We start from the raw sequence: 17,720 nt of genomic DNA on the forward strand, positions 1-17,720 counted from the left end.
TCGCGAAGTGCACATCGAATATTTATACTGGCGAGTATATTAAGTCAGGGAACCGAGGCCGGGAAGCCGGCGTCGGAAAGAAAATCAACATTAACGATGGTCGCGACCTGCAGCCGGGAGCCGTGCGAGCCGGTAAGATGGGCGCCCCTTCAACCAGATGCGGATTCCAATGTCCAACGACGCACCCAACGGCCCGGGGCGGCCCAAGGACCTGGCCAAGCGCGAGGCCATCCTCGAAGCCGCCAAGGCCCTGTTCCTCAGCCTTGGCTATGCCAACACCAGCATGGATGCGGTCGCTGCGGCGGCAGGTGTTTCAAAGCTCACGGTCTACAGCCACTTCACCGACAAGCAGACGCTGTTCGGCTCGGCGGTCATGGCGACCTGCCAGAATCAGTTACCCGACCTGATGTTCGAGTACCCGGAAGGTGCGCCGGTGGAGGAAGTGCTGCTGAATATCGGCCGTAGCTTCCAGGCGCTGATCAGCAGCGACGAGGCGGTCAAGCTCAGCCGCCTGATCATGGCATTGGGCAGCCAGGACCCCAGGTTTGGCGAGTACTTCTACGAAGCCGGGCCCAAGCGCGTACTGGCGGGGATGGAAGCGCTGTTGCGCGGGATCGACGAGCGCGGGCTGCTACGGATTGCAAATCCGTTGAGTGCGGCGGAGCACTTCTTCTGCCTGGTCAAGGGCGCGCCGGATTACCGCTTGCTACTGGGCTGTGCAGAGCCTCTGGAAGGGGATGACGCCGAGGCACATGTGCGCGAAGTGGTCGGGGTGTTCATCCGGGCGTTCAAGGCCTGAGTCAGCCTGTGACGGCCCCTTCGCGGCTAAAGCCGCTCCTACAGGGACCGCGCAGTACCTGTAGGAGCGTGCAGTGATCAGGCCTTCAGGGCCTTCTTTGGATAAATGTCATACCGGCTCGACTTGCCTTCCAGGCTATGGCTCGGCTTCGGCCCGTCGATGATCGGTGCCTTGCGTGGCCGCTTCACCACCACCCGGTGGCTGGCCAGCGCCAAGGCTGCTTCGAGCAGGGCCGGTGCATCCATGTCATCACCGACCAGAGGCCTGAACACCCGCATTTCTTTCTTCACCAATGCGCTCTTGTCGCGATGCGGGAACATCGGGTCGAGGTAGATCACCTGCGGCGACTCGCCCTCCCATGCACGCATGCGTTCAATGGCGTTACCGGTAAGCAGGCGCATGCGACCGACGATCGGCCCTACTTCATCATCGGCCCTGGCCCGCGCCAAGCCATCCTCGAGCAGCGCCGCAATCAGCGGCTGGCGCTCGATCAGGGTCATCTGGCAACCCAGGCTGGCCAGCACGAACGCGTCCTTGCCCAAGCCTGCCGTAGCATCCAGCACTTGGGGGCGCACGCCCTGGGCGATACCGACCGCCTTGGCAATCATCTGCCCGTTGCCACCGCCGAACTGGCGACGATGTGCCGCTTGGCCCTCTACAAAGTCCACGCGCACCGGCCCCGGCGCCTGCGGCCCGAGTTGCTGGATCTGTAAGCCGTCAGCGCCGACCTGCACGGCAAACCCGGCCGCGTCATCCACCAGTGGAAGCCCCAGGCGCTCGGCCCATGCGTTGGCCTGCGCGGCATATTCCGGTGCTAACGCCTCGACCCTCAGACCTGTGCCCTGTTCCTGCTCTTGCATCGCAACCCGTACCCGAAAAAATTGAAGAAGCCCTTAATGAATCATCGGCCACGGCCGATACAGGCAATATCCCGCTATTCTGCCAGAGCACAGCGCGCACGACTGCCATGTCAGAAACTCTTCCCATCGGTTTGACCTACCTGTCGCCTGTCGGCAACTACGGTCGGCAAAATACCCAGGCACTCGGGGGCGTCAGCCACCTGTGGCAGGATTTCTTTGCCCGCGCGATGGCCGAACAGCAAGCGGAAGAACCCGACAGCGTCAGCCAGGCATTGGTCCAGTACGACCAGGCCAGCGGCGAGCCGATCGGCGGGGCCAAGGCCCTGGCCATGATCGAAACCCAACGCGCCTGCCCGGTGCAGGACACCATCGTCGCGCCGCCCGAGCCACTGTTCCTGCCCAAGGCCGAGCTCGAGGCCAATTTGCTTGAGCCGGCGCCGGAGCCGTTCAGCGTTGCCGAAATGATCCAGCAACAGCGCCAGCTCGACATCAGCAACAACTGGCTGCGCCCCGTTGTCATGAGCCAGGGCCACCCGCTCGCAGAACCCGGCCCGGCCCCCTCCCCCCGTCCGCTGCACCTGCCGATAGCCGAATTCGAGATGGACCTGCTCGCCCCTGCGCCGGAGCCGTACGACGAGGCGACCATGGCCAAGCAGCAGAATGAGCTGGAATTCGACATGCACTGGGCACGCCCGGTGGTGCTGAACAACGTACGCGTGCACGCCTGAGATCAGCGGCAAACCTGCCAGCGCCCCATGTCCAGATGAAAGTGATTGTGGTGAGCGGCGTTGTAGTCCGGCCCCAGCACGGTACTGAAACTGTCGCAGGCCGCCTGCCGCACCTGCCTTAGAAAGTCACCCTTCTGCCCGCCCGCCTGCCAGTCCCGCGCCAGCACGATGCGCTGACCGTCCTGCAGGCGAAAGCCGCTGATATCCAGCGCGTTGGCCGTGGCGTGCTGGCTCAGGCGCCCCTGCTTGCGGTTGTAGACATTGCGGCAGGCAAAGCTGCCCAGGTGATCCACCTGAGCAACAGGCTGGCCGAATACCCGCTGCGCAGCCGCTTGCAGCCCATGCTGCTCGAACAGTGCATACGCTACAGCCAATGGGCAACTGGCGAGAAAACTGCTGCTTAGCCGGGCTTGGCCTTGCTCGATACGCCATACGTTCTGCAATGGGCAACTGGCCGATGCCGGGCTGTCGGCTTGCGCACGGTAGCGCAGGCCAGAGCTTTCCAGCGTCTGGCGGCACAGACTTGGGTCGTTGCGCAGCCGCGACAGCTTGTAGCGTGTCAGCCAGTTCGGCGGCTGGCTTACATCCAGGGTCGCCCAAGGGTTCCAGGCATCCGGCAGGCGCCAGCCGAGTTGCCAGGCCAGGGCCGCCGTTACCAACAGCACCCCGCACAGCAGCATCACTGCGCGCATCATGCCTCAGCGGCGGAACAGGTCGTTGAGCTGGGAGAATGGCAAAGCCTGTTCGCCGTAGCTGAAGGTGCCCTGATCACGGATTTCCAGTGCCGCGCGCTGGAGCGCGCCCAGCGCCGCACGGGCCAGCGACGAGCCAACGCTGATGCGGCGCACACCCAGGTCCTGCAACTGATTGACGCTCAGCGGCACACCGGCCAGCCCCATCAGCACGTTGACCGGTTTCGGCGCCACGGCCTGTACCACCGCGCGCACCTCATCGACACTGCGCAGCCCGGGGGCATAGAGCACGTCGGCACCCGCTTCGGCGAAGGCCTGCAGGCGCAGGATGGTGTCGTCCAGGTCCATGCGCCCGTGCAGCAGGTTTTCCGCACGGGCACACAAGGTGAACGGGAATGGCAAGCTGCGGGCGGCTTGCACAGCAGCCCGTACCCGTGCCACGGCCAGTTCGAAGTCATAGATCGGAGCGTCGGCCCGGCCACTGGCATCTTCGATCGAACCGCCGACCAGCCCCGTTTCGGCGGCACGCAGGATGGTCTGTGCGCAGTCCTCGGGCAGATCACCGAAGCCGTTTTCCAGGTCGGCGGCCACCGGCAAAGGTGTGGCATCGACGATCACCCCGGCATTTTCCAAGGTTTCGTCAAGGCTCAAGGCGCCTTCGGCATCCGGCCGCCCGAGGCTGAAGGCCAGGCCCGCACTGGTGGTGGCCAACGCTTCGAAGCCGAGGCTGGCCAGCAGCTTGGCAGAGCCTGCATCCCAGGGGTTGGGGATGACGAAAGCGCCATCGCGCTCGTGCAGTGCCTTGAAGGCTTCGGCTCGCAGGGTCTGTACATCCATGGTCACAACCTCCGGGGGCAGGGAATGGTCAGAGTAGCCCCAGTTGTTCGACCTCGGGGGCGCGCGGCAATTCAGGCAAAGGTGCCAGGCCAGGCAAACGGGCCATCAGCCGCTGGTGGAAGCGCTGAGCCAGTGCGGCGGCCAGGCGGTTGTCGGAGGTGTGCAGGAACACATAAGGGCTGCGCCCTTCCTCGATCCAGGCGGCTACCTTGTCCACCCATGGAGTGAGGAAGGTTTCGTTGGCCGAAAGCTCCGGATGACCGATGAAGCGTACCTGCGGGTGCTGGCTGAAGGCAGCGGGGCGCGGTGGCACCTTGGGCTTTTTCGACTGCGCGTGCAGCACGGCGGGGTCACGAGAGGTGCAACTGAACAGGGCGCGGGGGTCGAGGCAGATGCGCTCCACGCCACGCTCGTGCAACAGGCGGTTGAGCAACCGCTCTTCCTCGCCCTTGGCGAAGAACGCCGGGTTGCGCACCTCCACGGCCACCGGCACGCCGATTTCATCAAGGAAGTGGCACAACTCGCCGAGCCGTGCGGGGCTGAACCTGGCCGGCAACTGCAGCCAGTACGGCGATACACGCTGGCCCAGAGGCGCCATCAGACGGGTGAAATCAAAGGCAGGTTCCAGCTGGTCACGCAGGTCCCCCTCGTGGCTGATGTCCCCGGGAAACTTGGCAGTGAAGCGGAAGTGCGCAGGCATGACCTGCGCCCAGCGCGCAATAGTGCCGGGTGAAGGGCGGGCGTAGAAGGTGGTGTTGCCCTCGACGGCGTTGAACACCTGGCTGTAATAGCCAAGCATTTCATTACTGGTGGCGTCGGCGGGATACAGGTAATCGCGCCAGGCGTTTTCGCTCCAGGACGGACAACCCACAAAATAAGGCAGGGGTGACGGATTCATCCCTCAAATGTACAGGTCGAGCCCCAGTACTTCCATGTCCCAATCGGTAAAACCGGCCGTGCTGAGGTAGCTGGCCAACGCAGTGGCGGTGCGCCGGTCACGGGCGCGGGGGAACACCATGTCCTGCTGGCGCGCCGGCAGGCCTGCCGGACGACGAAGAGCAGCTGCCTCCTGGGTGACTTCGCTTTCCTCGATCAGCTCGGCATCGTCGACACTCTCGTCGCGCACCGCTGCCTTGCGCGGCGTGCGCTTGACCGGGTAGGACTGCGATGAGAAACCGTCGATACGCATGGTGTGAGCACTCAGGACCAATGATGGCAATTTAGCAGCATCAGAGTTCCGTCGCTAATGCTCGAGTGATAACTGGACCACAGTTTGCGCCGAAGGTTTTATCGTCAACCGCGATAACCGACGAACAGCACTCAGCGCGCCTTGGGTGTGGCTACATTATCGCGCAAGTAAACCGGTTGCGCCTGTTCGGCGACGATTGCCTCGCCACGCGCCCAGGCGAAGCTGGCCAGGCTGAGGATGTCCAGCGCATTGGGCAGTGCCGCAGGGTTGCTGGCACTGGCCTGCACCGCCAGGCGCTCGGCATAGCCCCAGCCGGTGCCGGCACCGAACCAGTCGCCGCTGCTACTTTCAGGCAGGGCCACGCGCTCGGGCGGCAGGACTGCTTCCTGGCCCTGCAGGCGCATCTCGCCGGCTTCGGCCTTGTAGCAACCCCAATACACCTCATCCATGCGCGCATCGATGGCTGCTGCCACCTGTTGCACACCGTGTTCGCGCAGCGCGCCCTGGGCCAGCGCGGCCAGGTTGGACACCGGCAGCACCGGGCGCTCCAGCGCAAACGCCAGGCCTTGCACCACACCGATGGCGATGCGCACACCAGTGAAGGCGCCCGGGCCACGGCCGAAGGCGATGGCATCCAGTGCATTCAGCGCAACGCCGGAGTCCGCCAGCAGCTGCTTGATCATCGGCAGCAGCTTCTGCGCATGCATGCGCGGGATCACCTCGTAATGGCTGGTTACCTTGCCGTCATGCAGCAGCGCGACGGAACAGGCTTCGGTGGCGGTATCCAGGGCCAGCAGGGTGGTCATCGAACGGGTATCCAGGTGCTAGGGAAAAAGAGCGGCATTATAGAGCAGCTGCGGCTCCTGTGGGAGCGGCCTTGTCGGAACGCAGCACCGGTCGGAAAGGGCCGCAAGGCGGCCCCAGGATGTCAGCGACACGGCAAAAATCGAGGGGGCTGCTTTGCAGCCCTTTCGCGACGCAAGGCCGCTCCCACACAAAGCGGTCCGTGCGTCAGTGATGGATCAGCTCAGCGCTGCCAGCACCTTGGCGGTGATCGACTCGACCGAGCCGACGCCTTCGATGTGGCTGTACTTCGGCTTGCCGGCGTTGGCGGCCGACAGCTTCTGGTAGAAGTCCACCAGCGGCTTGGTCTGGCTGTGGTAGACCGACAGGCGGTGACGCACGGTTTCTTCCTTGTCGTCGTCGCGCTGGATCAGGTCTTCGCCGGTGACGTCGTCCTTGCCTTCCACTTTCGGCGGGTTGTACTGAATGTGGTAGGTGCGGCCCGAGGCCAGGTGTACGCGGCGGCCAGCCATGCGGCCAACGATTTCTTCGTCGTCGACGGCGATTTCGACCACGGCGTCGATGTCCACGCCTGCAGCAACCATGGCTTCAGCCTGCGGAATGGTGCGCGGGAAGCCGTCGAACAGGCAGCCATTGGCGCAATCCGGCTGGGCGATGCGCTCCTTGACCAGGCTGATGATCAGCTCGTCGGAAACCAGCTGGCCGGCATCCATGACTTTCTTCAGTTCCAGGCCCAGTGGGGTACCGGCCTTGACGGCGGCACGCAGCATGTCACCGGTGGAGATCTGTGGAATACCGAACTTCTCGGTGATGAACTTTGCCTGAGTACCTTTACCGGCCCCGGGAGCTCCCAGCAGAATTACGCGCATCTCGTGCTCCTCAAATTTTTTTATGAAATTCAATGGATTCGGCAATCGAGGCCAAGTCCGGAAAATCGGGTATGACCATAAATCGGTCAGAAGGCTGCTCAAGATACACAGCGCCCGGCAGCCAGACAAGCGTCCCAAAGTTGCAGCATTGCGTCATTTCCCGGCAGAGCTGCAGGTGGTTGCGCCCGGCGCAACCACCCTCATCGTCTTGCTCAGGCCCCTTCCCTGCCGACGGCGAAGGGCCGCACCCGCTGGCCTCAACCGGTGTTGCGCAGGCCTGCGGCAATACCTGCCACGGTCACCAGCAAGGCCTGCTCCAACGGGCTGTCCAGAGCGGCTTCGCGGCTGCGCGAACGGGCCAGCAACTCGGCCTGCAGGCGGTGCAGCGGGTCCAGATAGGTATTGCGCAGGCTGATGAATTCCAGGGTCTCAGGGCTGTGCGCCAGTAGCACCGGCTGCCCGGTCAGGCCCAATACCACCTGGCACGACTGCGACAATAGGTCGCGCAGGTGCGCACCTAAAGGAAGCAACCCTGGTTGCACTAGACGTTCGTCGTAGGCCTTGGCAATCTCCGCGTCGGCCTTGGCCAGGACCATTTCCAGCATGTCGATGCGGGTGCGGAAGAACGGCCACTGCTCGCGCATCTGCGCCAGCAACGCGCCCTGGCCACGCGCCAAGGCATTGCTCAGGGCGGTTTCCCACCCCAGCCAGGCCGGCAGCATCAGGCGTGTCTGGGTCCAGCCGAAGATCCACGGGATCGCCCGCAGGCTTTCGATGCCACCGGCACGGCGCTTGGCCGGGCGGCTGCCCAACGGCAGGCGGCCCAGCTCCTGCTCGGGGGTCGACTGGCGGAAGTATTCGACGAAATCAGGGTTTTCCCGCACCACGCCGCGGTATGCCTTGAGGCCATCGGCCGCGAGCTGGTCCATCAGTGCGCGCCAGGCCGGTTCTGGTGGCGGCGGCGGCAGCAAGGTGGCTTCGAGCACGGCGGCCAGGTAGAGGTTGAGGTTCTGCTCGGCGATGCCCGGCAAGCCGAACTTGAAGCGGATCATCTCACCCTGCTCGGTGGTGCGGAAGCGCCCTGCCACAGAGCCTGGCGGCTGCGACAGAATCGCCGCGTGGGCCGGGCCGCCGCCACGGCCAACGGTGCCACCGCGACCGTGGAACAGCAGCAGCTCGACCTGATGCTCGCGGCAGATGCGCACCAGGTTTTCCTGGGCACGGTACTGGGCCCAGGCAGCCGCCGTGGTGCCGGCGTCCTTGGCCGAGTCGGAATAACCGATCATCACTTCCTGCGGCCCGCGCAGGCTGGCGCGGTAGCCCGGCAGGCCAAGCAGGCGCTGCATCACAGGGCCCGCGTTGTCCAGGTCGGCCAGGGTTTCGAACAGCGGCACCACGCGCATCGGCCGAGTCAGGCCGGCTTCCTTGAGCAGTAACTGCACGGCCAGCACATCGGAGGCTGCGCCCGCCATCGAGATCACGTAGGAACCCAGCGAGGCGCCCGGTGCAGCGGCGATCTCACGGCAAGTGGCAAGCACTTCAGCAGTTTCTGCCTGGGGTTTGAAGTGCGCAGGCAGCAAAGGCCTGCGGTTCTTCAGCTCCGCCTGGAGGAATTCGATACGGCGCTCTTCGTCCCAGTCGGCATAACTGCCCAACCCCAGGTAATCCGTGATTTCAGCCAGTGCATCACAGTGCCGGGCGGCGTCCTGACGCACATCCAGGCGGCCGAGGAACAGGCCGAAGGTCACCGCCCGGCGCAGGCTGTCGAGCAGCGGGCCATCAGCGATCACGCCCATGCCGCACTCATGCAATGACTGATAGCACAGCTCCAGCGGGGCGATCAGGTCGCGGTTGTCCACCAGCACCTCGGCGCTGGCCGGCTGGTTGCTGGTCAGTGCAGTATGGGCCCAGGCGCGGGTGGCCCGCAGGCGGTCACGCAACTGTTTGAGCACGGCCCGGTACGGCTCGGCACTGTCGCCCACACGCTCACGCAGTGCCTGGCTGGCCTGCTGCATGGACAGCTCGGCGGCCAGCGCATCGACATCACGCAGGAACAGGTCAGCCGCCATCCAACGGGCCAGCAGCAGCACCTCACGGGTCACAGCAGCCGTGACATTGGGGTTGCCGTCACGGTCACCGCCCATCCACGAAGCAAAGCGGATGGGTGCGGCTTCCAGCGGCAGGCGCAGCCCTGTGGCTTCGAACAGTGCCTTGTCGACCTTGCGCAAGTGGTTGGGAATGGCCTGCCACAGCGAGTGCTCGATCACCGCGAAGCCCCATTTGGCCTCGTCCACCGGGGTTGGCCGGGTGCGGCGGATTTCTTCGGTGTGCCAGGCCTCGGCGATCAGCCGGCGCAGGCGTTCACGTACCTGCTGGCGCTCGGCGGGGGTCAGGTCGCGGTGGTCCTGCACGGCCAGCTGGCCGGCGATGGCATCGTATTTCTGGATCAACGTGCGCCGCGCCACTTCGGTCGGGTGTGCGGTGAGCACCAGCTGGATATCGAGCTTGGCCAATTGCCGGGCCAAGGCATCATCCTTGTGCCCGGCCTGCTTCAGCCGCGCCAGCAGTTCGGGCAATACCCGCGCTTCGAACGGTTCTGGCTGGCCTGCATCGCGGCGGCGGATCAGCTGATACTGCTCGGCCATGTTGGCCAGGTTGAGGAACTGGTTGAAAGCCCGTGCCACCGGCAGCAGGTCCTCTTCGGCGAGGTCGGCGAGGGTCGAGCTCAACTGCTCGCCAGCTCCGCGGCGGTCGGCCTTGGCACTGTGGCGGATGTCCTCGATCTTCTGCAGGAACGCATCACCGTGCTGCTGGCGAATGGTCTCGCCAAGCAACTCCCCCAACACATGGACATCTTCACGCAAGCGCACATCGATATCAGTCATTGGCCCTCTCTTCGGCGCGGCTCGCCCGCGCACTGCTCAGGAAACAGCACTGGCCCAAGAGTGCCCACTGCCGGGGCGCAATGGCAAGCCGCGATCGCCAAAGCAAACTAAAGTTAAGGCACAGCAGTCCGATGCGATGCAGCCTTTTCTGGCGTTGACAGAGGTCATCATGAAAATCCGCGAACTCGCCCAGCACTGGGAACAGAATGCCGCCGGCACCCTGAGCCCCACCGGCCACGCCTTGCACCTGGACCTGGAGTCCGAAGCTCGGCTGGCGGCCTTGATCGACATGTACCCCAAGCGCACTGCCGAGGAACTGCTCGGCGAGCTGGTCGCCGCCGCGCTGGAGGAGCTGGAAGCCAGCTTCCCTTACGTGCAGGGCCACAAGGTCATCGCCACGGACGAAGAAGGTGACCCCTTGTTTGAAGACATCGGCCCGACTCCGCGTTTTCTGGCCCTTTCGCGACGGCATCTGCACGACCTCAGCAACACCGGCGACGACAGCGGCAACTGACCTGCCAGCATCTTGTTCCGGGCCTGCAACAGGCCTGGAATACCCCTCCGAGCACTGAAAGTTCCGGGCAAATCCTGCTGACCAATTAGTCAGAAATAGATACGTAGCCTTGGCAACTTTTTTCTGAACTATTCAAAAAACGGTCAAGTCCCAGCCAATAGCCATCACGCTAAAACCCTGCACACCTGCCGTGGTGCATCGTGAAGCGCAAGCGCAGGCAATGTCAGGGATTGAGCGATGGACTGCTACGGACATCGTCGTTATCAGGAGTGATCCAATGGAGCTGACCACCATGAAGACCCGCACTGCAAAACCCTCATCCACCCACGTGCGCGGGCTCAAGCTGGCCGCGCTGGCCCTCGGCAGTAGCCTGGTCCTGGCCGGCTGTGCGGGCAACCCGCCCACCGAGCAGTACGCCGTTACCCAGTCCGCCGTGAACTCCGCCGTCAGCGCGGGGGGCACCGAGTTCGCCGCAGTGGAGATGAAAGCGGCCCAGGACAAGTTCAAGCAGGCTGAAATCGCCATGCACGACAAGAAGTACGACGAAGCCAAGCTGCTGGCCGAGCAGGCCGAATGGGATGCCCGCGTCGCCGAACGCAAGGCCCAGGCAGCCAAGGCCCAGAAGGCCCTGCAGGATGCCCGCCAGGGCGTCCAGGACGTACGTCAGGAAGGCCTGCGCAGCGCTGAATGAGCGCCGCCATGCCAACCCGAGCCTTCGCAACTGATCAAAGGATGAACACTATGCGCAACTACGTCATGATTCCCGCCCTGCTGGCCCTCAGTGTCGGCCTCGCCGCCTGCTCCCACGACCCGAACCCCAACCTGGAGTCGGCCCGCAGCAACTTCTCGGCGCTGCAGAGCGACCCGCAGTCGAGCAAGGTTGCCGCGCTGGAGACCAAGGATGCCCAGGACTGGCTGAACAAGTCCGACAAGGCCTTCATGGACCGTGAAAACAGCAAGAAGGTCGACCAGCTGGCCTACCTGACCAACCAGCGCATCGAGGTGGCGAAAGAAACCATCGCCCTGCGCACCGCCGAAAACGAGCTGAAGAATGCCTCGGCCCAGCGTGCCCAGGCCAAGCTCGATGCCCGCGACGCGCAGATCGCCAAGCTGCAGGACAGCCTGAACGCCAAACAGACCGACCGCGGCACCCTGGTGACCTTCGGTGATGTGCTGTTCGACTTCAACAAGGCCAACCTCAAGAGCAACGCCTACCCGAACATCACCAAACTGGCGCAGTTCCTTCAGGAAAACCCAGAGCGCAAGGTAAGCGTCGAGGGCTATACCGACAGCGTCGGCTCGGCCAACTATAATCAGGGCCTGTCCGAACGCCGCGCCACCAGCGTGCGCATGGCGCTGGTACGCGCAGGCGTCGACCCGGCACGCATCGTTGCCCAGGGTTACGGCAAGGAATACCCGGTAGCGGACAACGGCAGCAACTCGGGCCGTGCGCAGAACCGTCGGGTGGAGGTGACCATCTCCAACGACAACCAACCGGTGGCACCGCGTTCGGTAAGCCAAGTCAGCCAGTAAGTCCGGTTAGCGGAAGTGACAAGCCCCGCGATCAAGGCGGGGCTTTTCTTTGGGCGCCTGGGCTCATGTCTTGAGAGGGGTAGCGGCTGTGAGATCGAGCGCCGCCCGCGCGGCGCATCGCGGATAAATCCGCTCCTACATTCGTTGCAACGTGCCGAACCTGTCAGGCCCTGGTTGCCGGCCTTAGCGCATGTCTTGAGCCATGCAAACCTGCTGACAACTATGGCCTCACAGGCATGGCCACGTTGCAACGAATGTAGGAGCGGATTTATCCGCGATGCGCCGCGCGGGCGGCGCTCGATCTCACAGGCGCCAAAAACCGCACGTAGACCGCTCACTGCACCTGCCGCGGCGTCTCCTCGCCCATGCAACGCACCGCACGCTTGCGGCTGTCCACCAACACGCCGGTCAGGCCCTTCTGCTCGGTATCGAACAGCACCAGCACGCCGTCCACGCACTGGGCCACCTGCGGTGCCGGGTCCAGCGAGACCTTGTAGTCTTCGCCCGGGATGGTCTTGAGCATGGTGAAGTCCTGCAGCAGCAGCGCATCCTCAGGTTTGGCGAAATGCAGGTAGCCGTAGTACCAGAGGGCTCCCACCGTCACGATGATGCTGCCGACACCGGTCAGGATCAGCGGGATGGCGTTGCGTTCTTCACTCATTGCTTGTTCTTCTCGTCAGGGTAATTGGGCACTTCGGCAAGCCGCCGCAGGCCGTTGAAATGGCTGGGGTCATCGAGGAAGCGCAGCATCACCTGGCGCCACACCGGGTCGGCGAAGGTCTGCACGTGGCCGCCACGAGTCAGCTGCAGCACCCGCGGGGCCGGCGCGTTCTGGTACAGGCGGATACCGTTGTCCATCGGCACCAGGGCGTCGTCGATACTGTGGAAAAACAGCTTCGGCGGGCTGCTCAGTTGCCCGATCGATCGGATCGCACTGTCGCCGTCCGGCACCAGCCAGGACAGCGGCACCTGCAGCGGCCAGGTCATCCACGAAGTACTCAGGGCATAGCGGCCGACCCCACGGTAACTGGCCGGCACGCCGTCGAACACCAGGGCACTGAAGCGCTGGCGCTGCTCGGGGTGTTGCGCCAGGTAGTGGATCGCCATCGCCCCACCGAGGCTCTGGCCAAGCAGCACCAGGGGCTTGCCCTTGACCTCAGGGGCCTGGTCCAGCCACGCCATCGCCGCAGCGATGTCCTGGTAGACCTCGGGCAAGCTCGGCGAGCCCTCCGACAGGCCATAGCCACGGTAATCGATCATCAGCACCTGGTAACCCTGCTCCGGCAGCCAGTAGCTGCCGCCCAGGTGGCCCGGCAGGTTGCCGCCATTGCCGTGCAGGTGCAGCACCGTCCCTTTCACCTCCACCCCAGCCTTGGCCGGCAGCCACCAGCCATGCAGGCGCAGGCCATCGGCGGTGGTGAGTGTGATGTCGCGGTACTCCAGCTTGGCCCGCTGCGGAGTGAACGGCTCGCCAGGTTCCGGGTAGAACAGCAGGCTACTGCAACCGCCCAGCCCGAGCATGAACAGGCCCAGGACGAGCAGGCGGCAGCGTTCAGAGAATGTTCGCGTAGTCGGCTTCAATGCGATCCAGGCTCAAGTGGTTGAGGAAGTTGGAGAAGCACATCCAGGCCGACAGCGCGTTGAGGTCACGGAACTGCTCCGGCAGGTACTTGGGTGGCTCCACCAGCCCCTCCTCGACCAGTTGGCGCAGCGTGCGCATGTCTTCCAGAGTGGTCTTGCCGCAGAACAGCAGCGGAATCTGCTCGAGCTTGCCCTTCTTCACGGCCAACTGAATGTAGTTGTAAACCATGATGAAGCCCTTGAGGTAGGACAAGTCCTTGGTAAATGGCAGGCCATTGGGCACCGAGCCGCGGAACACCCGGCTGGCGTTGCTGTAGCTCTGCGTCATCTCGAAGCCTTGCTCACGGAAGAAGTCGAACACCTGCAGGAAATCGGCGCCCTCCTCGACCATGTGGATGGCGCGGGTGCGGTTGGTCAGCTTGCGCAGGCGGCTGGGGTAGGATGCGAAGGCGATCACTTCCATGAGGATGGCCAGGCCTTCCTGGGTCACCGTCGACGAGGGCGGGCCCTTGGCCAGGAAGGTGCAGATCGGCTGGCTCAGGCCATTGAGCGTGGTGCCCACGTGCACCAGGCCTTCATGCACCTCCAATGCACGTACGTCGCGGTTGTTGAACATGGCATCGGCACGCACCTTGATGTAGTCGGCGCCGGCCGCAGCATCGGCGACGATACCATCCGACTCGAATACGCGGATGGTTTCTTCGGCTTCGCCGAACACTTTGTTCAGGCGGCGCTGGAGGATGTCCACGGCCTCCTTGGCGGTGAGGTTCTTCGGCTCGTCCTTGAGGTCGCCACGCCCGTCGATGTTGTTCAGGTAGTCCGAGAGCATCAGCCCCAGGTCGGCCAGGGTCGGGTCACCGGCATGGAAGGCGTCGGAGGCCGCGCCGTACAGTTCCTGGGAGATCAGCCCGAAGTCCTCGGTACCGCGGGCTTCGAGCATGCGCACGACCATGCGGTACTCGCGGCACATGCGCTTCATGATCTGCCCGACCGGGTTGAACTGGCCGAGCTGGCGAATGATGTCACGCTCGATGGCCTGGAACTCGGCCTTCACTGCGCTGGAGTCGAACGCCAGCGGGCGGGCCAGGTAGTACTCGCGGTCAACGGCGGGCGGCTCCTTGCCCTTGGCCTTGAGGAAGCCCTGGCGAATGTTGTCGTCCCATTTCACCGCGTCCAGAACCCGGATGGGGGTCTGCGCCGCGACGATGCGGTCAGAGAGGGCGCGGATGGTTTGCTGGTATTCGTCCACCGGGGACTCCTTTCTAGAACAAGATACCTGTGCCGGCCCCTTCGCGGCTAAAGCCGCCCCTACAGGATTATCACTCGCCTCAAGCCTGGCGCTGAACCTGTGGGAGCGGCTTCAGCCGCGAAGAGGCCAGCTCGGTCATTTGCCGGAGCGCTGGAACCGCGCCACCTCAACGAACAGGTCGGAGTTGGCCGGATCATCCAGGTAGGCCAGCACGCGCGGCGACGGGCTGTCGATCAGCACGCCCTGTTCGTTTTCTTCCGCCACCTCAGTGCTGCGCCCGCTCAATTCCTTCTTCTCGACAGCCTGCTGCACCTGCTCGACGTCAAGGTTGTAGACCACCAGTTCCTTGCCATCGACGATGTCGAATCCACCGATCAGGAAGTTGCCGCCCAGGCGCTTGGGCACGCCAGCCGACAGGTACCAGCGGTTGCCATGCCGTGAGACGGTGAATGTGTATTCCTCGGGCGCCTTGCCCTTGGCCGTGGCCACTGCCTTGTAGGCATCGCCACCGCTGCGGCTGATGGTCAGCTTCAGCGGCTCGCCCCAGGCGTCCTTGCTGCTCCATTTGCCGAGCAAGGCCTTGGGCGCCGCCTGGTTGCTCGGCAGCGGCTCATGAAAGGTCACCAGACAACCGCCCAGCAGGAGGAATGACAACGTCAACAACACCACACGCCAGGCTTTCATCAGGTTCTCCTTGAAAGTTCGGTCTCAGCTCAGGCCGATGCCAACACCAGGTGCAGGTAACGGGTAAGCATAGCGAGCATCTGCCCATCGGCTTGCGCATCGGCGTCCTTGAGCAGGCCCTGATATTCCATCTGCTCGATAATCGCCGTCAACATTTGGGCGTCCTGTTCCGGTTGCTGCGAGCCTACCACCTGCAGCAGCTGGCGTGCGCCATGCAGCAGAATCTGCTCGTGCGCGCACACCAGCTCGGCCAAACGCGGGCAAAGAAGGGCCTCCTGACGGAAGGCCTGCTCGGCCATCATGAAATCGCGGCGGTTGAGCAACTGGCGCTGGACGTAGTCGGCAGTCATGCGCGCGATTTCGTCGGCCAGCCGCGCCCGCGACTGCACGCTGCCATCGCCCTGGGCCAGCAGCTGGCGCAGTACCACTTCGGTGTTGGCCCAGAGCTTGGCCATGTAGTCGGCACTGCGCTCGACGTACTGGGCGAAGGTATCGGTGAGCAGGTCCTCGATGTCCTTGAAGTAATAGGTGGTGGCCGACAGCGGCACACCCGCCTCGGCGGCCACCGCACGGTGGCGCACGCCACGCACGCCATCGCGCACGACGATGCGCATGGCGGCGTCGAGGATCAGCTGGCGGCGTTGTTCGCTGCCTTGACGGGCGGTCTTGCGACCCTGGTACTGCACGCTTTCGGCGACGGCGGTGGCGATGCCGGCGGCGCCTTGTTGGGCCATTGCGGGTGTCACGGGGGTACCTCACAAACAGTGGTTTGTCAGTGCCGGCCTCTTCGCGGGTAAACCCGCTCCCACAGGGTTCGCCAAAGCCCACAGGAGCTGAGCAAAAAACCTGTGGGAGCGGGCTTGCCCGCGAAGAGGCCGATACAGCCAATACAAGTGTACAGGCAAGAAAAAGCCGCCCCGAAAGGCGGCTTGTTCAGTTCACTCAGGCCTGTGGGCGCATGTGCGGGAACAGGATCACGTCGCGAATCGACGGCGAGTTGGTCAGCAGCATCACCAGGCGGTCGATGCCGATGCCTTCACCGGCGGTCGGCGGCATGCCGTACTCCAGGGCGCGAACGAAGTCGGCGTCGTAGTGCATGGCTTCGTCGTCACCCGCATCCTTCTCGGCCACCTGGGCCAGGAAGCGCTCGGCCTGGTCTTCGGCATCGTTGAGCTCGGAATAGGCGTTGGCAATCTCGCGGCCACCGATGAACAGCTCGAAGCGGTCGGTCACGGCCGGGTTGTCGTCGTTGCGACGGGCCAGCGGCGAGACTTCGAACGGGTACTCGGTGATGAAGTGCGGCTGCTCCAGCTTGTGCTCGACCAGCTCTTCGAAAATCATCACCTGCAGCTTGCCCAGGCCTTCGTGGCCCAGCACCTTGGCACCGGCCTTCTTGGCGATCTCGCGGGCACGGTCGACGTCTTGCAGGTCGGCTGCGGTCAGCTCCGGGTTGTACTTGAGGATCGAGTCGAACACCGACAGGCGCACGAACGGCTCGCCGAAGTGGAACACCTTGTCGCCGTACGGTACGTCGGTGGTACCCAGCACCAGCTGCGCCAGCTCGCGGAACAGTTCCTCGGTGAGGTCCATGTTGTCGCGGTAGTCGGCGTAGGCCTGGTAGAACTCAAGCATGGTGAATTCAGGGTTGTGACGAGTCGAAACGCCTTCGTTACGGAAGTTGCGGTTGATCTCGAACACTTTTTCAAAGCCACCGACTACCAGGCGCTTGAGGTACAGCTCCGGCGCGATGCGCAGGAACATGGCCATGTCCAGGGCGTTGTGGTGGGTTTCGAACGGTTTGGCCGCGGCACCGCCAGGGATGGTCTGCAGCATCGGCGTTTCGACTTCGAGGAAGTCGCGCTCGATGAGGAACTTGCGGATGTGCGAGATCACCTGCGAACGCACACGGAAGGTGTGGCGGGTTTCTTCGTTGACCATCAGGTCGACGTAGCGCTGGCGGTAGCGCTGCTCGGTGTCGGTCAGGCCGTGGTGCTTGTCTGGCAGCGGACGCAGCGACTTGGTCAGCAGGCGCACGTTGGTCATCTCGACGTACAGGTCGCCCTTGCCGGAGCGGGCCAGGGTGCCTTCGGCGCTGATGATGTCGCCCAGGTCCCAAGTCTTGACCGCAGCCAGAGTCTCTTCCGGCAGGGTCTTGCGGTTGACGTAGACCTGGATACGGCCGGTCATGTCCTGGATAACCATGAACGAGCCACGGTTGAGCATGATACGGCCGGCAACCTTGACCGGGATCGCGGCTGCTTCCAGCTCTTCCTTGGTCTTGTCCGCGTACTGCTTCTGCAGGTCGTTGCAGTAGCTGTCGCGACGGAAGTCGTTGGGGAAGGCATTGCCCTTGGCACGCTCGGCGGCAAGTTTTTCCTTGCGCAGGGCGATCAGGGCGTTTTCTTCCTGTTGCAGGTCTTGCGATTCGGTCTTGAGGTCGCTCATGTCGTCATTCTTTCCATCAGGTATTCGTTGCCCTTTTCGGGCAGGGCACGC

General features: G+C 63.8%; 19 protein-coding genes. 5 read left to right on the plus strand and 14 right to left on the minus strand.

Annotated elements, in window-relative coordinates; all coding sequences use genetic code 11:
• The first annotated feature begins 157 nt into the window (after positions 1-157).
• The gene (locus BUQ73_RS20720; RefSeq protein ID WP_079229473.1) at positions 158-799 is read left to right on the plus strand and encodes a TetR/AcrR family transcriptional regulator; all 642 of its coding nucleotides are present in this window, start codon (positions 158-160) and stop codon (positions 797-799) included.
• Between the two features lie 77 nt (positions 800-876).
• On the opposite strand, the gene BUQ73_RS20725 is transcribed toward BUQ73_RS20720, so the two are convergent.
• Positions 877-1,659, minus strand: a complete 783-nt coding sequence (locus BUQ73_RS20725; RefSeq protein WP_079229474.1) for a class I SAM-dependent methyltransferase — start codon at positions 1,657-1,659, stop codon at positions 877-879.
• Positions 1,660-1,766: 107 nt separating this feature from the next.
• On the opposite strand from BUQ73_RS20725, the gene BUQ73_RS20730 reads away from it, so the two are divergent.
• Positions 1,767-2,387, plus strand: a complete 621-nt coding sequence (locus BUQ73_RS20730) for an energy transducer TonB (RefSeq protein ID WP_079229475.1) — start codon at positions 1,767-1,769, stop codon at positions 2,385-2,387.
• Between the two features lie 2 nt (positions 2,388-2,389).
• Here the strand turns inward: BUQ73_RS20730 and BUQ73_RS20735 are convergent, their stop codons facing one another.
• The 7 genes from BUQ73_RS20735 to ppc all read right to left on the minus strand — a co-directional run bounded on the left by BUQ73_RS20735 (position 2,390) and on the right by ppc (position 9,663).
• Positions 2,390-3,079 (minus strand): extensin family protein, encoded by a 690-nt coding sequence (locus tag BUQ73_RS20735; RefSeq protein ID WP_079229476.1) that lies wholly within the window; start codon positions 3,077-3,079, stop codon positions 2,390-2,392.
• A gap of 6 nt (positions 3,080-3,085) precedes the next feature.
• On the minus strand, positions 3,086-3,916 hold the full coding sequence (locus BUQ73_RS20740) for an isocitrate lyase/PEP mutase family protein (RefSeq protein WP_079229477.1): 831 nt from the start codon (positions 3,914-3,916) through the stop codon (positions 3,086-3,088).
• A gap of 28 nt (positions 3,917-3,944) precedes the next feature.
• A complete protein-coding gene (locus tag BUQ73_RS20745; RefSeq protein WP_079229478.1) occupies positions 3,945-4,814 on the minus strand; it encodes a DUF72 domain-containing protein in 870 nt (289 codons plus the stop codon).
• A gap of 3 nt (positions 4,815-4,817) precedes the next feature.
• Positions 4,818-5,105, minus strand: a complete 288-nt coding sequence (locus tag BUQ73_RS20750) for a hypothetical protein (protein WP_079229479.1) — start codon at positions 5,103-5,105, stop codon at positions 4,818-4,820.
• 131 nt (positions 5,106-5,236) lie between these two features.
• Positions 5,237-5,911, minus strand: a complete 675-nt coding sequence (gene tsaB, locus BUQ73_RS20755; RefSeq protein ID WP_079229480.1) for a tRNA (adenosine(37)-N6)-threonylcarbamoyltransferase complex dimerization subunit type 1 TsaB — start codon at positions 5,909-5,911, stop codon at positions 5,237-5,239.
• A gap of 216 nt (positions 5,912-6,127) precedes the next feature.
• A complete protein-coding gene (adk, locus tag BUQ73_RS20760) occupies positions 6,128-6,778 on the minus strand; it encodes an adenylate kinase (RefSeq protein WP_028691565.1) in 651 nt (216 codons plus the stop codon).
• Positions 6,779-7,035: 257 nt separating this feature from the next.
• A complete protein-coding gene (gene ppc, locus BUQ73_RS20765) occupies positions 7,036-9,663 on the minus strand; it encodes a phosphoenolpyruvate carboxylase (RefSeq protein ID WP_079229481.1) in 2,628 nt (875 codons plus the stop codon).
• 169 nt (positions 9,664-9,832) lie between these two features.
• On the opposite strand from ppc, the gene BUQ73_RS20770 reads away from it, so the two are divergent.
• The 3 genes from BUQ73_RS20770 (at position 9,833) to BUQ73_RS20780 (ending at position 11,710) form a co-directional block, all read left to right on the plus strand.
• A complete protein-coding gene (locus BUQ73_RS20770; protein ID WP_079230603.1) occupies positions 9,833-10,177 on the plus strand; it encodes a pilin assembly protein in 345 nt (114 codons plus the stop codon).
• 277 nt (positions 10,178-10,454) lie between these two features.
• On the plus strand, positions 10,455-10,868 hold the full coding sequence (locus BUQ73_RS20775; RefSeq protein ID WP_079229482.1) for a DUF4398 domain-containing protein: 414 nt from the start codon (positions 10,455-10,457) through the stop codon (positions 10,866-10,868).
• 50 nt (positions 10,869-10,918) lie between these two features.
• Positions 10,919-11,710: an OmpA family protein gene (locus BUQ73_RS20780; protein ID WP_079229483.1), complete on the plus strand. Its 792-nt coding sequence runs from the start codon at positions 10,919-10,921 to the stop codon at positions 11,708-11,710.
• A gap of 334 nt (positions 11,711-12,044) precedes the next feature.
• On the opposite strand, the gene BUQ73_RS20785 is transcribed toward BUQ73_RS20780, so the two are convergent.
• From BUQ73_RS20785 to lysS, 6 genes are all read right to left on the minus strand, one after another.
• Positions 12,045-12,371 carry a hypothetical protein gene (locus tag BUQ73_RS20785; RefSeq protein ID WP_079229484.1) on the minus strand — a complete coding sequence of 109 codons (327 nt, stop codon included), beginning with the start codon at positions 12,369-12,371 and terminating at the stop codon, positions 12,045-12,047.
• The gene (locus tag BUQ73_RS20790) at positions 12,368-13,291 is read right to left on the minus strand and encodes an alpha/beta hydrolase (RefSeq protein ID WP_079229485.1); all 924 of its coding nucleotides are present in this window, start codon (positions 13,289-13,291) and stop codon (positions 12,368-12,370) included. The genes BUQ73_RS20785 and BUQ73_RS20790 overlap by 4 nt, the downstream gene beginning before the upstream one ends.
• Complete coding sequence (locus BUQ73_RS20795) at positions 13,263-14,540, minus strand: flavohemoglobin expression-modulating QEGLA motif protein (protein ID WP_079229486.1); 1,278 nt, start codon at positions 14,538-14,540, stop codon at positions 13,263-13,265. Before BUQ73_RS20795 ends, BUQ73_RS20790 begins: the two co-directional genes overlap by 29 nt.
• A gap of 135 nt (positions 14,541-14,675) precedes the next feature.
• On the minus strand, positions 14,676-15,224 hold the full coding sequence (locus tag BUQ73_RS20800; RefSeq protein ID WP_079229487.1) for a hypothetical protein: 549 nt from the start codon (positions 15,222-15,224) through the stop codon (positions 14,676-14,678).
• A gap of 29 nt (positions 15,225-15,253) precedes the next feature.
• On the minus strand, positions 15,254-15,958 hold the full coding sequence (locus BUQ73_RS20805; RefSeq protein ID WP_027920072.1) for a TetR/AcrR family transcriptional regulator: 705 nt from the start codon (positions 15,956-15,958) through the stop codon (positions 15,254-15,256).
• Between the two features lie 208 nt (positions 15,959-16,166).
• Complete coding sequence (gene lysS, locus BUQ73_RS20810) at positions 16,167-17,669, minus strand: lysine--tRNA ligase (protein WP_079229488.1); 1,503 nt, start codon at positions 17,667-17,669, stop codon at positions 16,167-16,169.
• Positions 17,670-17,720 lie beyond the last annotated feature (51 nt).

The organism is Pseudomonas putida (assembly GCF_002025705.1).
GTDB lineage: Bacteria > Pseudomonadota > Gammaproteobacteria > Pseudomonadales > Pseudomonadaceae > Aquipseudomonas > Aquipseudomonas putida_J.

What these genes read in the sequence shown, in the direction of transcription:
- BUQ73_RS20720 (WP_079229473.1), top strand. Translation starts at nt 158, where the DNA reads ATGCGGATTCCAATGTCCAACGACGCACCCAACGGCCCGGGGCGGCCC.
- BUQ73_RS20725 (WP_079229474.1), bottom strand. Translation starts at nt 1,659, where the DNA reads ATGCAAGAGCAGGAACAGGGCACAGGTCTGAGGGTCGAGGCGTTAGCA.
- BUQ73_RS20730 (WP_079229475.1), top strand. Translation starts at nt 1,767, where the DNA reads ATGTCAGAAACTCTTCCCATCGGTTTGACCTACCTGTCGCCTGTCGGC.
- BUQ73_RS20735 (WP_079229476.1), bottom strand. Translation starts at nt 3,079, where the DNA reads ATGCGCGCAGTGATGCTGCTGTGCGGGGTGCTGTTGGTAACGGCGGCC.
- BUQ73_RS20740 (WP_079229477.1), bottom strand. Translation starts at nt 3,916, where the DNA reads ATGGATGTACAGACCCTGCGAGCCGAAGCCTTCAAGGCACTGCACGAG.
- BUQ73_RS20745 (WP_079229478.1), bottom strand. Translation starts at nt 4,814, where the DNA reads ATGAATCCGTCACCCCTGCCTTATTTTGTGGGTTGTCCGTCCTGGAGC.
- BUQ73_RS20750 (WP_079229479.1), bottom strand. Translation starts at nt 5,105, where the DNA reads ATGCGTATCGACGGTTTCTCATCGCAGTCCTACCCGGTCAAGCGCACG.
- tsaB (WP_079229480.1), bottom strand. Translation starts at nt 5,911, where the DNA reads ATGACCACCCTGCTGGCCCTGGATACCGCCACCGAAGCCTGTTCCGTC.
- adk (WP_028691565.1), bottom strand. Translation starts at nt 6,778, where the DNA reads ATGCGCGTAATTCTGCTGGGAGCTCCCGGGGCCGGTAAAGGTACTCAG.
- ppc (WP_079229481.1), bottom strand. Translation starts at nt 9,663, where the DNA reads ATGACTGATATCGATGTGCGCTTGCGTGAAGATGTCCATGTGTTGGGG.
- BUQ73_RS20770 (WP_079230603.1), top strand. Translation starts at nt 9,833, where the DNA reads ATGAAAATCCGCGAACTCGCCCAGCACTGGGAACAGAATGCCGCCGGC.
- BUQ73_RS20775 (WP_079229482.1), top strand. Translation starts at nt 10,455, where the DNA reads ATGGAGCTGACCACCATGAAGACCCGCACTGCAAAACCCTCATCCACC.
- BUQ73_RS20780 (WP_079229483.1), top strand. Translation starts at nt 10,919, where the DNA reads ATGCGCAACTACGTCATGATTCCCGCCCTGCTGGCCCTCAGTGTCGGC.
- BUQ73_RS20785 (WP_079229484.1), bottom strand. Translation starts at nt 12,371, where the DNA reads ATGAGTGAAGAACGCAACGCCATCCCGCTGATCCTGACCGGTGTCGGC.
- BUQ73_RS20800 (WP_079229487.1), bottom strand. Translation starts at nt 15,224, where the DNA reads ATGAAAGCCTGGCGTGTGGTGTTGTTGACGTTGTCATTCCTCCTGCTG.
- BUQ73_RS20805 (WP_027920072.1), bottom strand. Translation starts at nt 15,958, where the DNA reads ATGGCCCAACAAGGCGCCGCCGGCATCGCCACCGCCGTCGCCGAAAGC.
- lysS (WP_079229488.1), bottom strand. Translation starts at nt 17,669, where the DNA reads ATGAGCGACCTCAAGACCGAATCGCAAGACCTGCAACAGGAAGAAAAC.